Origin of the sequence: Oceanobacillus chungangensis, from assembly GCF_003369565.1 — a bacterium.
Lineage (GTDB): Bacteria > Bacillota > Bacilli > Bacillales > Amphibacillaceae > Oceanobacillus > Oceanobacillus chungangensis.
The window spans coordinates 50936-66794 of record NZ_PIOD01000008.1; the positions used below are offsets into that span (position 1 = coordinate 50936).

Sequence of the window (15859 nt, forward strand, 5' to 3'; positions counted from 1 at the left end):
CTAAAGGAGGGATCATCATGAAAGGTTGGCAATTTGTTGAAACAAATGAACCGTTAGAAATGGTAGAAAAAGAAGATCCGAAGGCTGAATCCGGCAAAGTTGTAATCGACACAAAGGTGGCAGGCCTCTGTCACTCTGATGTTGGTGTTTTAAGGGACCCAGGTTGGAAAGCATTACTTGGTGAACTGCCAGTTATAATGGGACACGAAGTAGCAGGTGTTATTAGTGAAGTTGGTGAAGGAGTAACAGGGTATCAAGTTGGCGACAAAGTAGCTGTCTGTCCTACTGGCCCAAGTGGAATGGCTCCAGGTTATGCGTATGGCGGGGGCTTTGGTACAAAAGTTTTAGCGCCAGCTGAAGACTTAGTTAGGATTCCTGATGGCGTTTCATTTGCACAAGCAGCTGCTGGTACGGATGCAGGAATGACATCATATCATGCAACTTTCACTAAAGGTGGAGTAAAAGAAGGTATGACGGTTGGTATGATTGGTATTGGCGGGTTAGGTCAAATTGCTTTAGAAGCTGCTGTTGCAAAAGGAGCTACAGTTTATGCAATTGATAAAAATCCAAATGCTCGTGAATTAGCTGAAAAATTAGGCGCAGCAGGAACCTATGAAAGTGTAAAAGATATTGAACAATTTAAACCTGAAGTAATTATTGATTTTGCTGGATTTGATGTAACGACGAGGGAAGCTTTAGAGTCTATTGGTTTCCAAGGTAAAGTAGTCCTTGTTGGTATGGGTAAACTAGAAACAACTCTAAATGTTACTTCATTGATAACAAAACAAGCAACACTTGTTGGAAGTAACGGGGGTACCAAACAAGATATTGAAGAAATATATGAATTGTTTGCTAGCGGCAAAGTAAATCCTAAAATAACTGAAATTACTTTTGATGAAATTCCTGAAGGTATTCAGATGCTAGAAAATGGTAAAGTAACTGGTAGATTAGTAGCTAACATGGAAAAATAAGTATTTAATATCAACCTAAGAAGTGGATATTAACTCCCTGCTTCTTAGGTTTTTTTTGCTAACTTCCATATTTTTGATACGCCATATATTTATACTTGTAGAGAAGACCTTTCGTTAGTTCACTGAACTTTTGAGAGGTCTTTTCTTCTATATTTTTAGTTAATATGTGCGTAAATGTTCATCGTAGTATTAATGTCAGAATGCCATAAACGTTCCTGAATCTCTTTTATACCTGCCCCTTTCATATAAGATATTAGGCGTTGAGTATATAAAGCGGGACACAGGGTTAGGTCCAATTTATCTGTTATAAGCGCCTAACCGCCTGTCTTTTTGTTGGTACATCCCATCCTATGCGTTTAAACATTTAAATTCATATAGGGCGAATTTTTAGATAGAAGGTAAATAAAACTAGTAAAAAAAAGAAATAGAAGAGATACATTCTATTTCTTAAATGGAATATTCAATAATTCTGGTACTGTGACAAACTCGTAGCCTTGCTCTTGCAGTGCCGGGATAATTTGACGAAGCGATTCGATTGTATTGGTTCGATTTCCACCCGATTCTGCCCCATCGTGCATGAGAATAATCGCGCCTGGTTGAATGTTGTCTAAAACATTCGAAGCAATAACTTCCGGCGGGTCTTCCTGCCAATCCAACGAATCAACCGACCAGGCAATCACATAATAGTTCATTTCGCCAAGCTTTTCGACTAATTCATTGTATAAGAAGCCATATGGTGGTCTAAATAATTTTGTCCGGTAACCTATTATATCGTTAAGAGCATCTTCCGTTCTAGTTACTTCCCGCTCGAGGGTTTTGAGGTCGGATTCTTCGACAAGATTAGGATGGGAGTACGTATGGTTTCCGATTATATGACCCCCGTTTTGAACTCGCTTGACAATTTCAGGATTAGCAACGGCTCTTGAACCTAACATGAAGAATGTTGCTGGTACATTGTACTGTTTTAATACATCTAATACCCCATTTGTAAAACGTGGGTCAGGACCATCATCAAAAGTTAAAGCTACTCTTTTTTGATCAGTAGGACCTTGTAAGAAAAATATATCTGGATACCGTTGTTGTAAAATTCTCAGGTCAACAGGCTGCTGACGTTCCCGCTCGGGATTTTCAGGTCCTCCTTTCAGGTCAGGAAAATCTGCTTCAGAATCATCTCGTATGTCCTCTTTCGACCATTGTCGCGATACATTTACCAAGTGTTCCTCATTCGCATAAACAGTCATGATATCTGTTATATGAAAACAAAATAAAAACCCGGCAACCAACAACCACTTTAATATTCGATCTTTCATCCATTCATTCATCTCCTTTTATAATACCCGTTTAACAGGGACTATTTATTATCACCATTGTTATTGTTGATGAAAGAGGATTATTTATTCAAAAAGAAGGAAAATAGTTTCCGTTTATTATTATTGAGTATCTTAATTTAAGTCATTTTCCGGGTAAACCACAATTAAATCGTGATTGGTTACTTACTCATTCGAGGCGTTATTCACATTATTGCCTATGTGAAAGTACTCGAAGTAGCTACAGGGGTAGAGGTGGGGAAGAGGTTTTTGCTTCGCACCTTACATTGAAATAAAACAATGTATCATCTTAGGGAGATAGAAATAGAGATACCTATCAATAATAGGGCGTAATAGAATCCATTTCGAAAAGATTAATCAAAATGAATTCTTTTTAATAACAATGTTTGTTCAAAGGTTTTCAAAAAACATGATTATCCAATCTACCTGCTATAAAGAGCATATTTGGGAATAAAAGTTAATATGATTTAAATAGTCCTGTCAGACCTTTCCTTTATTAAGTTAAATATAGTATGAAGTATTGGGGGCTTGAAAATGTTTACTCACATCGTTCAGCCGGGTAACACTTTATTTACAATAAGTAGAATGTATGGTTTGTCCATTGAACAGATACGGAGTGTCAATGGTTTAGTGGAAACCAATATTGTTCCAGGGCAGGCACTTCTTATTCCACTTTATATATATACTGTTCAACCTGGCGACACACTGTTTAGTATAGCAAGAAAAGCAGATGTTTCCTTAGAACAATTAAGAGCAGTTAATCCTTCAATAATCCCCTATTCATTACAACCAGGAATGAAAATTACCATTCCAAATATATCAGATTATCTTGCAAGTACTTTAAGTTTTTATGCTGTTCGAACCCCAGAATTGGATCGTACAACAATTAGGGACTTTGCACCTTACACAACTTCAATTTCTATTTTTGAATTCCATATTACTGCAAATGGAGATATTGCAAATGATCTTAATGATTTAGCAGCTATTGAAGAGGCTTGGAGAAATAGAGTAACACCACTTGCAACCATTACGAATCTCACTCCAAAAGGTTTCAGTACAGAAATTGTTCATCAAGTGCTAAATAATCCAACAGCGAGAACAAATCTTGTCAATAATATTTATTATTTGATATCAAGAAAAGGGTACGGTGGAGTAAATATTGATTTTGAGCGCGTAAGTACTGAGGATAGGGATTTATTTACAGGGTTTTTACGTCAATTAAGGGACCGCTTTGCATCAATTGGATATTTGTTAACAATAGCTATTCCCGCTAAAACAAGCGAAGATATCCCATGGTTAAAGGGCTATGATTATGGAGGAATTGGGTCTGTTGTCGATTTTATGTTTATCATGGCTTATGATTGGCATTATGGAGGGGGCGAACCGGGTCCTGTTGCCCCAATTACTGAAGTTAGAAAAGCAATTGAATTTGCCTTAGAAAGGGTTCCAAGAAGCAAAATTATCCTTGGAGTACCTCTTTACGGCTATGACTGGATAATACCATTTACACCTGGGACAGTTGCACCAGCTATATCAAACCAGAGTGCAATTGATACAGCCATGAAGTATCAGTCACCTATACAATATTCAAAGGAATATGAATCTCCATTCTTTCGATATAGAGATGAGGAAGGACTACTACATGAAGTTTGGTTTGAGGATGTCAGAAGTATGAGCAAAAAAATGATAACAGTTCGAGAGTATCGTTTACTAGGATTAGGTGCATGGCAATTAACACTAGGGTTTGCTCAAGGAACATGGCTTTTAACAAAGTTTTTCACCATTAAAAAAGCATAATTTTAATATAATGTAAAAAAACTCAGTGAAACAAAATTCAGTGCGGCATGATGTATTAAGCCCGAAAATTCTTGTAAGTAAAGGTTTCCTAGCAAAAAGATGTAAAATATTAAATTAATGTATATAATTTTAAGCTTCTCATCAATCTGTACAAATTGATGAGAAGCTTTATTATTTTGGTACAGTTTGGGACTCTAGAGCTCTTATCCATGCAAGTCAGGAATAAAATCAGCTGGGAAGAACTTAATCTTCTTGACTAATTTGTATATTAGCATGAATCATCACGACTTTCTATAGTGAATTCATCTCTTTAATCAATTCCGATATACTTTTCACTTTTCTTCCGTTATATTCGGTATATTCCGAGCTATATAAATCAATATATACCGTTTGCATCCCAATGTTAATGGCTGGAGCAATATCGTTTATATAATTATCACCAATAGATAAACCTTTTTCAGGTCGAATATTAAACTCTTGTAAGAGGTTTAAAAAATGTTTCTTTGTATCTAACGGTTTATTTGCTTCAGTGATAATATTTTCAAATATGTTCTGCAAATTTAAATTTTGAAGAATACGATGTACATTTTCTTTCTGGCTGTTCGTCAATAGCACTATATTTTTCTTTTCTTTAAGATGTATAAGTGCATCCCGTAGACCAGTTATTTTGGTTAAATGAAACTGATCTGTTGCCATAAAGTTTTTCGTTTGAACATAGGCGGATTTTGTATCTTGTATGCCGAAATGTTTTGCACAAACATTTGGGATCCACCATCCATCGCTAATTGCGATCATTGTATCAGAATCAAAATTTAATGGTTGCGGATAAAGCTTTCGTATTAAGTCTGATTCCAATTCTTTTCCTTTCCAAGTCCAAGCCTTTACAACCGTTGATTGAACCGGAGCTAATTTTAATACATAATCATGAATAACGTCGTATACTCTTCCTATTGTTACAACATGTTCTCCAGATACTATCTTTTCGTATTCTTTTATAAAAAATGGCTGTACATCTTCTGGCAGCTGATTTTTTAATTGTTCCGCATAATAAACGAAATGGTCTGTATCCTCGTATAAAGTGCCGTCGAAATCAAAAATGACTAATTCCGCGTTTTCTATTATATTTCTTTCCATGCCTACCTCCAGTAATTCTTTAAAAATATCCACTGGTATATTATCAGCATAAAATGGTCTAAAATATATAGGGATTTAATGGGAATTTTAGACAGTATTGTAAGAGGTTGATTTTATAGTGGATATTAATCATTTTTATAATTATGGCAGTCTTTTCATGTGAGTTTTTTCAATAAAAATTAGACATTACGCATAAATAGGGGAAAGTACTAAAGTTGAATAGATTGAATAAGAAATAACTAGCAACTGTAACAGGGTTACATGCCCTTATTTGCTAACATCTTGCTAACGCGATCCAGTGAAAAACGATAAATTCTCGTTATAGATGTTACAGGCAACAACAATATCCAAAATGGTGATTTAACGCACCTTTCACATATATCATTAACGATATTACACACTCTCATCTTACGGGCGACATGATGTAATCACATCAACCTAAACATTGATATATCAATTGCTTACACGACTTTATCGTCTCTAATTTCATACATGCATTCTTACTCTTACATCAAAATACACACTGTTCATTGGAAGAAAGTGAGTATGTAAACATAAAACAATTATAATCATTCTTTCCCTTGAGAATGCAATGGAAAGTATGAGTTAATTAAGATGTCGGACCGATAGACTCTTGTGAAAGGAGGCTGATTATATTGATCACAAATTCTGAGGTGATTTCCGCATAGCGGGAATCACTAAGTGGGACCGTATCACGATGTGCGGTCCCATTTTATTTAGCAGGTAAGAAAGCAAACTTTCTTCCGCTGCATAAGTGCAACTAAGGCATTTTGCCATAAAACTTGGCGATATGCCAAGTTTTCTAATAAAAAATTTCGGAAAATTTGCACCTTTCCATAATAGGAAAAATCGCTTATAATTTGCAATAAGTAGTACTGTTATTTTAAAAAATTATGAAAGGAGTTGTTACGTGATGAATGTCTTACAGGTTAATTTCGATATTGCTGAATATGTATATGTTGAGAAGGAGGACGTAAATCGTGCAATACAAAAATGCAAAAGAGGTCCTTCCCCCTAGTTTGCTAAAAGAGATGCAGAAATATATTCAAGGTGATTTAATTTATATTCCAAAAGCAAAAAAAGAGCGGGCAGGATGGGGAGAAGTAAGTGGAATGAGAGCGTTAATCGCTGAACGGAATGAGGAAATTTTCCAGTTATACAATAATGGCGACTCATTTGAACAATTGGAAGTGAAATTTCATTTATCAATTGATAGCATACGAAAAATTATTTACAAAATGCGAAGTAATCATCATAAATAAGTTTTCACTTAAAAAAGCGTGAAGCCAGCAAGTCCAAGCTACATGCTTTTTTTGTGCCCGAAATTAAACTTACTGAAAATGTACGAGAAGCTAGATGGTACAAATCGGATATAATCATTCTTTCGCTTGTTTGTCCAGGTCTTTCCATGCATTAATAAGTATATAGCGATTGATTTTAGAGAAAGGAGGTAACAAGGATGTTGACTAAAATAATTGAGGTGGATTTCTTATAGTCGAGGCCTCTGACATACTACTTGCTTTTTTATTGTAAGTTATGACCACCAAGACATGTTATTCAGACCTAAGATGTAGAGGTTCTGAATCAAAGGTCGGAAATAATTGGTACCGATTTTTAGGCCTTAAGCCGACGACAAGAAATCTTCCCGTATGTATGATTAATGGTAAGGGAGGAAGTTATTAATGCATATAGATATTGATATTCTTAAATGTATTGCATATGAACGGATGGAAAAGATCAAAGATGAAACCTACGGAAAACAAACGATTAATGGAAGTAAAAGAACAATGAATTGGAAAATGAGTATGAGTATGTTGTTGAATGCATTTATAAAAAAATGGTAAGTCTGGTTAAACTGTAAAGCGGACGGAGTTTTGTTGACAGTAGAGAATAAAATAATAGATGGCTAAATGTTTGAAAGCTACAGCGTGTTTTATACATGCTGTAGCTTTTTTATCAACAAATAAAATTATGAATAAGTATTTGTAAAAACCGCCCAGAACGTGAGAATAGAAAAAAACGAAGGATTTTTTGGGTAAGTTTGAAAAAAATATAAGAGGTTTCACTTGATTTCCTTTTACAAGGGTTTATTCTTTGTATAAATAAAGTTGTAAGAAAGTGGGGGAGGGTATAAGCTTTTATTCACAAGAGATTGGATTGATGGAATCTAATTATCTATGGCACTTTCTTAGTAGAGAAAATCAGAAAGGATGGTAATGTGACAGAAATCAAAGATGAAATCATATTAAGAGGACTTAAAGAAAATAATTTAAAAAATGTTGACCTAAACATACCAAAGGAAAAATTCATCGTATTTACTGGTCTTTCAGGCTCGGGAAAGAGCTCGGTTGTTTTTGATACATTAGCAACAGAAAGCAGAAGACAAATGACTCTGAACTATCCTCACTATGTCAGATATCAAATGCCAAGGTACGAAAGACCCCATGCTGATCTTATGCAATACTTAAGCCCGGTTGTTGTAGTAGAGCAAAGGCCTACAGGAGGCAATTCCCGATCAACAGTTGGCACTTATATGGATATACATCCATTAATAAGACTTTTGTTCTCAAGAATTGGACATCCATCAATAGGTTCCGCCACTGATTTTTCAAGCCAAAGTTCCTTTGGCAGATGTCCAGAATGCGGTGGGTATGGGGAGGTCATTGCGCCAGACTTAAATAAGATGATCGATTTCAATGAGTCACTTCGAGATTATGCAGTGAAATTTAAGCCATTATCGCCTTCAGGTTGGCAAGGCAGATGGATGATGACCTGCGGATTATTCGATCCAGATAAGCCTTTAAAGGACTACCAAGAAGAAAAACTCCACCTACTAATATATGGTCCCCGAGATGGGGAAAGGATCAATGCGCCATTTCATACAAAACATGGGCCTCAAAGACATGATTGGGATGGGATATTGCCGAGATTTACGCGTCTTTATATCAATAGAGATATCTCGAATCTAAAAGAAGTATCCCAGGATGACGTCTTAGCCGTGTCAACTCAATTCTTATGTCCAACCTGCCAAGGTTCAGGCCTAAACCCTAAGGTATTAGAATGTAGAATAAATGGCTTAAATATCTTAGTGTACGGTCAATTGGAGCTTATAGATTTACTAGAAGAACTGAAAAAGATAAAGGATCCGCTGGGAGAATCTATCGCACTGCAAGCAATTCCGCATATAAAACAATTGGTTGAAATGGGATTAGGATATCTGAGCCTATCAAGAAAAATGGGCACCCTGTCTGGTGGGGAAGCTCAAAGAGTAAAAATCGCTCGTCATTTAGGAAGCAGCCTAAACAATATCACTTATATTTTTGACGAGCCAAGTGCAGGACTTCATCCAGAAGAAGTGGATATGTTAATACAGATGCTAAAAAGTATAAAAGCCCAACATAATACCGTAATCGTTATTGAACATGATCTATCTGTAATAAAAGCAGCAGATGAAATCATAGAGATGGGGCCGGGAGCTGGTGTAAATGGGGGAGAAGTTGTCTATCAAGGGAAATTAGAAGGACTAAAAAACTCTAAAGCTGCAACAACCCTAAATCACAAGCTAAGAATAAACAAAAATCCAAGGGATATAAAAAGTTATTTTACAATAAAAAGAGCAAGAAACAATAACTTAAAAAATATAAGCGTAAATATACCTAAAAATGTCTTAGTCTCTATATGTGGAGTATCTGGTTCAGGTAAAAGCTCTTTAATATTGGAAGCATTCCCAGAAAGTTATCAAGAAAGCATAATGGTAGGGCAAGGCAGTATAGGAATCTCTAACCGTTCGACCCTAGCTACATATATGGGCATAATGGATGATATTCGCTCAATTTTTTCAATTGAAACAGGACAGGCAGCAGGTTTGTTCAGCTTTAACTCCTTAGGAGCATGCCCTCACTGCAAGGGAAAAGGAGTCGTAAAGCCAGACGTAGCATTTGCAGATCCAGTAACTATTCGCTGTGAAGCATGTGGCGGTACGAGATATTCAGAAGAAGCACTTGACTATCGATATCGAAAAAAAAATATAGTTCAGATTTTAGATTTAACGATAGACGAAGCTACAAACTATTTTAAAGAACATAAGATTATAAAAAGAGTGAATACACTAAAAGACGTAGGATTAGGGTATCTAACCTTAGGGCAGACGACAAGTTCTCTTAGCGGAGGAGAAATCCAACGGCTAAAACTCGCAAGCCACTTACAAAAAGAAGGACAAATCTACCTATTAGACGAGCCATCCTTAGGGCTACACAAAGAAGATAATGAAAAACTTTTAAACGTATTTCGAAATCTCGTAAACAGAGGTAATTCTGTTATAATAATCGAACACAATCTAGACTTTATAGCGGCGAGCGACTGGGTAATAGAATTAGGTCCAGAAGGAGGAAAAAAAGGCGGACATATTATATTTGAAGGCACCCCAGAAGAGATGTTAAATGCAGAAACATTGACAGCGAAATGGTTGAGGGATGGAGGTACGGAACGTTTTACTTAAAAATGCAGATTTATCGAATTTAGGCGAGAAAACTACCACATTAAGGATGATGTTCCAGAACAATTTGCTGATTTGTTTGAGATCTAGTTATATAGAAGCTTCTCAAAAGTTTTACTCAACTTTATAGGAGGCTTCTTTTTTCCATTTTAGCCTTTAATATGGCTTATTTCTTGTGTTTAAATGATACTTCCCTACATCCTGCAGAATTCTAGTTAATGTACTTCCTAAGACTATCTCCTGGTAAATAGGATTTACAAAATAGGAAAAAGTTGTTTTATTTAGTAAAACTGCTGAAATACCCGGCGTCTTATAGCTGATAATCAAAAATTACATTCTTCCTGTTCTAAATAGGAAGATTAAACTTTAACATGACGGGTAAACATTTAGTATCTTGCATCTAAAAAACTGACTTATACAACTAGGAGTTGAATATATTGAACATCTTATTGACATCAACTGCAAGAAGAATAGACTTCGTAGGGTTTTTTCAGGATGCTTTAAAAAATGCTGGTATTAAAGGAAAAGTAATTGCTGCTGATCCAGAATATAATGCTCCATCGCTCCAAGCAGGGGACGAAAATTATGTAATCCCACAGCAAACCGATTCAAACTATATGGAGGCAATAATTAAGATTTGCAAGTTACATGATGTGGACTGTCTTGTCCCATTAAATGATTGGGAAGTACCCGATATTTCTGCACACAAAAAAGAACTGGAGAATTTAGGTGTATCTGTATTTGCGCCGGATCCGAGTATTGTCGAAAAGGTACGGGACAAGGGGAAATACCGGGAGCTGCTGGATCCGATTGACGTTAAGACTCCGCTCTCCTACTTCAATGTTGAAGATGCGCAGCAGGCATTGGAAAAACAAAAAGTATCCTTTCCGTTAATCGTGAAGCCACGGAATGGCTCTGCCTCAATCGGCATTGAAATTATCGATAATGTAGAGGATATGGAATTTGCCTATCAGAATGCTGTTCGAAAGATTAAAGAAAGTCCATTGGATGACGCGACATCCAAAGAACCTGAGGACAATGTCATTATTCAGGAAGTGATAGAAGGTGATAAATTTAGTGTCGATATGTTTAACGATTTAAATGGTCGCTTTCTTACTTCTTTCGCTCGGAAGCAATTAGACATGAGAGGTGGAGATATCGACAGGTGCATCACCGTAAATAACCCGGAACTAACGGACATCGCACGGCGATTAGGTGAAAGTTTTGGTCATGCAGGCTATATGAACACTGATGTCTATTTCAACGGTACTGATTATTATGTTATTGACATCAATCCTCGTTTTGGCGGCGGCTATGCATTTACCCATCTAGCAGGAGCAGATATTCCAGCTGCAATCATTGCACAAACTGCTGGTAAAGAGGTGCAAGAGGAATGGCTGCGTCAAAAACCTGATATCGAGCTAGCACGACATGATATTGTCGTTCCAATAAATAAACAAAAGGTAATGCAAGCACTTGAAAAATAACATTGAAAAGTAAAAAATGCAGGAGGGATAAAATGGGCGATGCAACCCGCCTATTAGAAGAACTAATAAAAATAGACAGCTCTACAAAAGCAGGTGCGAATGAAGCGATAGCTTATTGTGAGCAATGGTTAACAGACCAAGGCCTTCCCGTAATAAAATTAGAGAATCATGGGTTTCACATGCTCGTTTGTGAAATAGGCCAAGGTGATCATACAATTGTATTAAACGGACATATCGATGTCATTGAAGCAGAGGAAAGACAGTTCCAACCCTATATCAAAGATGGGAAATTGTATGGCCGCGGTGCAGTCGATATGAAAGCAGGAGTGGCTGCTTCCATGGTGGCAACAGCACAATTGAAAGACAGGGACTTAAAATCCAGGGTCATGCTTCAAATCGTTCCAGACGAGGAGACCGGCGGCATCTACGGGACCAAGTATTTAACAGAAAAAGGCTATTTGGGAGATTTTATTATTTTTGGTGAACCAACAAATATGGGAATTGCCATCCAATCTAAAGGCGTGCTTCAGCTCGATATTACCGTCCGGGGGAAACCAGCTCATGGGAGTCGTCCATGGGAAGGAACGAATGCAATTACCAAAGCGATTAATCTCTATGAAGAAATTTTTGAGCTTTCTTTTGCACAAGAAAGCTCCCCTATGTTTACTCGTCCTTCTATCAATCTCGCGAAGATCCAAGGAGGAAACGTCTATAACAAGGTACCTGATATATGTGAAATGTCTCTCGATATCAGATATCTGCCAGAACAATCTCCGGAGGATATCGTTCAACAGATTCAGGCAATAACAGACGGTACGGTAACAACGCATATGCACAATAATCCAGTCAAAACAAAAGAAGACAATCCATATGTGGAAGTATTGGGCGAATCAATTAAACGAGTCACACAGCTCGAAAAAGTAAACATATTCGGTCAGCATGGTTCCAGCGACGGACAGTTTTTCACCGAGTACGGAGGTTCAGCCGTTGAGTTTGGACCCGTTGGCATCGACTGGCATGGGGAGAACGAAATGGTTTATGTCGATTCGGTGAAAGAATATCAGGATGTGCTGGTCGACTTTATTTTATCTTTGGATTCCAGCCAAAAACTCACCGATGATTATATTCTTGAAGGTAAAGAAAAGAACTCGGCAAATAATGATAAGGAGGGAGGTATAAAATAACCTCCCAAATCGTATTTCACGAAAAATAAAAAGAATTCCTATAAAGAATTTTATTTTTTGTATATTATTTTATATGCTCAGGATTTTTAACATACGAATCAATAATCTATCTTTGTAGAGCTTGTAAATTTCAAGTTAAGTGGATAACAACCAGGAGGAAGACTTCTGTCTGAGAGTGAATGTTATTATCTGATCGAGTGCTATTGTTGAAGAGAAATTTACTTTATAAATAATATTATTACTTTTTGGATGTGGAATCACTTAAACCATCGAATAAAACCTTTGCCATAAAACAGTTATTATTGAGAAGACTACTTCTACGGAGGTAGTCTATTTTGGGTGTTAAAGATGAACGCAACAGAGGTAAATATTTAAAATGACAAAGTTTTAGTAGGTGGGTTTATTGTTATTACTATGAAAATGAAATCCTAAATGTTGATGGGTTTAAGAGGTAACCATGTTAAAAGTTATTTAATGCATTACCAAAGTAAAGGGAATCCTGTAAATATTTCATGCCATAAAATTGAACAATAGAAAATATCGTAATTTAGTTTTCCCATATATTTTTAATACTAATAAATATATGGGAAAACCTAAATCTGAATTCACCGAAAGAAAAACGATAACTAATGGATTAGATTTCGATTGTTTCAGGCATTATCTCCTGCACCATCAATATTAGGTGCTGTTAGCGTAATAGTCATTGATTCATTGCCGATATCTTCTTAAACATCAATTATACGAGCATACTTTGAATACGCTTATTGTTAATTCTATTTGAATTGGAGTCCAAAATAATTAAACACTTTATTAAACCTTATCCATATTTAACATATTTAGAAACGGAGGATTTTATGTGGCTGAACAGTTAGAAGTAATCCTAAGGAGTATTGGCTCCTTCTGCATATTATTGATAGGGGCTAAAATATTAGGGAAACAAATCATAGCAAAAATGACCACTTACGATTTTGTCGCTTTTATTTCAATTGGTTCAATTGCTGCAAATCTTGCTTTTAATACATCATTAAAATTTTATAACCTGCTCATTTCATACGCCATTATGATTGCGATTCTCTTTGTAGCGGCTTACGTGTCGATGAAGGGAATTACAGTCCGCAGATTTTTGGCAGGAAATCCCACGGTTGTTATTGAAAACGGAAAAATATTAGAGGAAAATATGAAAAAAATGCGGTACACACTAGATTATCTCAACCAACAGTTAAGAGAAAAGGACATATTTGAAATCAGTGAAGTTCTTTTTGCGATTGTGGAAACAAATGGAGCGTTATCCGTTCAGAAAAAACCGCATTTCCGCCATGCGACGAAACAGGATATGGGGATATTTACTACACCAGAATCGAAGCTTCCTATTGAATTGATTATGGATGGACATATTGTTGAAACTAATTTAAAAGAGAACAATCTTACTCATAATTGGTTACAAGTTGAAATTCAGAAACGAGGATTATCCGTCAAAGAAGTTTTTTACGCAGTTCTTGCAACAAATGGGGCAGTTTACATCGATACATACAAAGATCATATCGAATCCCCAATTGATAAGGAATGAGTTTAGTGCTTATGTTTTTTTATTCGTAAATGCTAAGGAGATTATACATTTGGGCAGCTAACGATATATGACTGTATGCAATTGACGGTTTTATACAAAATCATCGGGTTAAAAATGAAATTTGGCGCCTCTTAGTATTAAAAGAGATTCCCCTAAAGAAAGTGGAATCTCTTAAAAATACCTTAGTATCTAATCTTCAACTTCTAAAAGAAAGACTTTTTCTACATAGCTTCCATGTTTCTCAGCCTTTAGAGATCGAATTTTTTCTACCTTTTCCATGGAAGATCCGTGAACATCCTTAACCAGCGTATTAATGATTTCTAATAGATCAGCAATTTCTTCCAATGCGTCTTCCTTGGTTGCTGCCTGCTGGTATTCTTCTACTTCTTCAAATAATTTTTTCTTCAGTTCCAAAATATAACGATCTTGATTTAGTGTTTCGGTTTTACAATCTTTTCCGGATTTTTCGATGATCTCCGGAATACGGTCACGTACGAGCTTATTATAGGTTGTCATAGGAACACTCCTTTTTGTCGTTCGTTTTACTGTTTCACTTTTTCCTTTTTGGTAAACATTGAAAAGAGAATGTTAGTGAATCATTTTTAAATTAGAAGGATTTATGGTTATAAACCTTTAAAATCAGCCATCAGACATATTTAGTCTTATTTCTGTCATCCCTACAGTTTTTTGTAGCTATTTTAAGTATACAACTTTTTACCTATTTTTTTAGAATATTAGCCTCTTTTTTCATCTCCTTTGTCACATGTAAATAAACATTTTTTATCGTACTTGTCCTATGTACTAATCAATCCGTAATTTGTGTAAGGTAGACTTCTGAAGATGATGGATAGGTCTTGATACTATATTGCAAAATAGATTATCAGTTTTGTTTGATAAAAATATTGCAATGTTTATTGAACAGATGTAGTATTATTAATATATTATAAAAATTTACATAAGTATGATTAATTAAATAAATAAGTCTGATTGAGCAAAGGGGAGATAAGATGAAAAAAAGGTCATTGTTGTTTTTGGTGATTATTACTACATTCATTTTGATACTATCAGCTTGTGGAACTAACAGCAGTGAAGACGCAACAACAGAGGGAGAAGAATCATCTGGGAAAAACTCTCTACGGATTGTGACAAATGCAGCTTATGCACCATTTGAGTATTTTGATGGAGATAAAATTATTGGTTTTGATGTTGATTTAATCAATGCACTAGCTGAAGAAACAGGATATGAAGTGAAGATAGAACATGTTGGTTGGGATCCTATTTTTGTAGAAATAGAGTCTAATAGAGCTGACTTATCTATTGGTGCGATCACTATTAATGATGAAAGAAAACAATCCTTTGATTTTTCACACCCATACTTCTTATCTACAAATAAAATCTTGGTTCCAGAAGATAGCACAATTCAATCAGGAGAAGAATTAAAAGGTCATATTGTTGCTGTTCAAACAGGTACAACTGGATCTGAAGCAGTTGAAAAATTGTTTGGTAAAAACCATAAAGATATCAAAAAGTTTGAGGATAATAATATTGCAATTCAAGAATTGCTTCAAGGTGGAGCAGCAGCGGTAGTTGCGGACAACACGGTTGTTGAGGAGTACGTCAAAAACAATTCAGATCAAAAGCTAAAAGTTGTAGAAGATAGCAGTAGTTTTGAACAGGAATTCTACGGTTTTATGTTTCCGAAAGATAGCAAATTAAAAGCGGAGTTCGACCAAGCGCTTAATACTCTTTATGATAATGGTACTTATGTTGAAATCTATGAAAAATGGTTTGGAGTAGAACCGAATCTTGAAACGTTAAAAGAACAGCAGTAGGCAAAAGTTGCGTAACTTTGGTATAAAAAGTTACGCAATTTTT

The 15859-nt window shown here is 35.8% G+C and carries 12 protein-coding genes and 2 pseudogenes; 10 read left to right on the forward strand and 4 right to left on the reverse strand.

The features are described from left to right. Positions 1-17: 17 nt before the first annotated feature. Positions 18-971: a zinc-binding dehydrogenase gene (locus CWR45_RS08560; protein ID WP_115749449.1), complete on the forward strand. Its 954-nt coding sequence runs from the start codon at positions 18-20 to the stop codon at positions 969-971. Positions 972-1029: 58 nt separating this feature from the next. Here the strand turns inward: CWR45_RS08560 and CWR45_RS20390 are convergent. Together CWR45_RS20390 and CWR45_RS08570 are read right to left on the reverse strand one after the other, a co-directional pair. Further along, positions 1030-1210, reverse strand: a pseudogene (locus tag CWR45_RS20390) (hypothetical protein); the annotation flags it as partial. A gap of 201 nt (positions 1211-1411) precedes the next feature. Next, positions 1412-2281: a polysaccharide deacetylase family protein gene (locus tag CWR45_RS08570; RefSeq protein ID WP_115749450.1), complete on the reverse strand. Its 870-nt coding sequence runs from the start codon at positions 2279-2281 to the stop codon at positions 1412-1414. A 171-nt stretch (positions 2282-2452) separates the two neighbouring features. Between CWR45_RS08570 and CWR45_RS20130 the strand changes: the two are divergent. After that, positions 2453-2542: pseudogene (locus CWR45_RS20130) on the forward strand (manganese catalase family protein); the annotation flags it as partial. Between the two features lie 291 nt (positions 2543-2833). Further along, positions 2834-4096 carry a glycoside hydrolase family 18 protein gene (locus CWR45_RS08580; protein ID WP_115749451.1) on the forward strand — a complete coding sequence of 421 codons (1263 nt, stop codon included), beginning with the start codon at positions 2834-2836 and terminating at the stop codon, positions 4094-4096. A gap of 291 nt (positions 4097-4387) precedes the next feature. Here CWR45_RS08580 and CWR45_RS08585 read toward each other — a convergent pair whose 3' ends face one another. After that, positions 4388-5230 carry an HAD family hydrolase gene (locus CWR45_RS08585; RefSeq protein ID WP_115749452.1) on the reverse strand — a complete coding sequence of 281 codons (843 nt, stop codon included), beginning with the start codon at positions 5228-5230 and terminating at the stop codon, positions 4388-4390. A gap of 1001 nt (positions 5231-6231) precedes the next feature. Here CWR45_RS08585 and CWR45_RS08590 point away from each other — a divergent pair. The 6 genes from CWR45_RS08590 (at position 6232) to CWR45_RS08610 (ending at position 13984) form a co-directional block, all read left to right on the forward strand. Next, positions 6232-6513: a CD3324 family protein gene (locus CWR45_RS08590; protein ID WP_115749453.1), complete on the forward strand. Its 282-nt coding sequence runs from the start codon at positions 6232-6234 to the stop codon at positions 6511-6513. 420 nt (positions 6514-6933) lie between these two features. Then, the gene (locus CWR45_RS19800; protein WP_170138829.1) at positions 6934-7095 is read left to right on the forward strand and encodes a hypothetical protein; all 162 of its coding nucleotides are present in this window, start codon (positions 6934-6936) and stop codon (positions 7093-7095) included. Positions 7096-7469: 374 nt separating this feature from the next. Beyond that, positions 7470-9749, forward strand: a complete 2280-nt coding sequence (locus CWR45_RS08595) for an ATP-binding cassette domain-containing protein (RefSeq protein WP_115749454.1) — start codon at positions 7470-7472, stop codon at positions 9747-9749. Between the two features lie 434 nt (positions 9750-10183). Then, on the forward strand, positions 10184-11233 hold the full coding sequence (locus tag CWR45_RS08600) for an ATP-grasp domain-containing protein (protein ID WP_115749455.1): 1050 nt from the start codon (positions 10184-10186) through the stop codon (positions 11231-11233). Between the two features lie 32 nt (positions 11234-11265). Next, positions 11266-12417 (forward strand): M20 family metallopeptidase, encoded by a 1152-nt coding sequence (locus CWR45_RS08605; protein WP_115749456.1) that lies wholly within the window; start codon positions 11266-11268, stop codon positions 12415-12417. Positions 12418-13273: 856 nt separating this feature from the next. Next, positions 13274-13984 carry a DUF421 domain-containing protein gene (locus CWR45_RS08610; protein ID WP_115749457.1) on the forward strand — a complete coding sequence of 237 codons (711 nt, stop codon included), beginning with the start codon at positions 13274-13276 and terminating at the stop codon, positions 13982-13984. A gap of 189 nt (positions 13985-14173) precedes the next feature. On the opposite strand, the gene CWR45_RS08615 is transcribed toward CWR45_RS08610, so the two are convergent. Then, a complete protein-coding gene (locus CWR45_RS08615) occupies positions 14174-14500 on the reverse strand; it encodes a nucleoside triphosphate pyrophosphohydrolase (RefSeq protein WP_115749458.1) in 327 nt (108 codons plus the stop codon). 491 nt (positions 14501-14991) lie between these two features. Here CWR45_RS08615 and CWR45_RS08620 point away from each other — a divergent pair, with 491 nt between their 5' ends. Next, on the forward strand, positions 14992-15816 hold the full coding sequence (locus CWR45_RS08620) for a basic amino acid ABC transporter substrate-binding protein (RefSeq protein WP_115749459.1): 825 nt from the start codon (positions 14992-14994) through the stop codon (positions 15814-15816). Positions 15817-15859 lie beyond the last annotated feature (43 nt).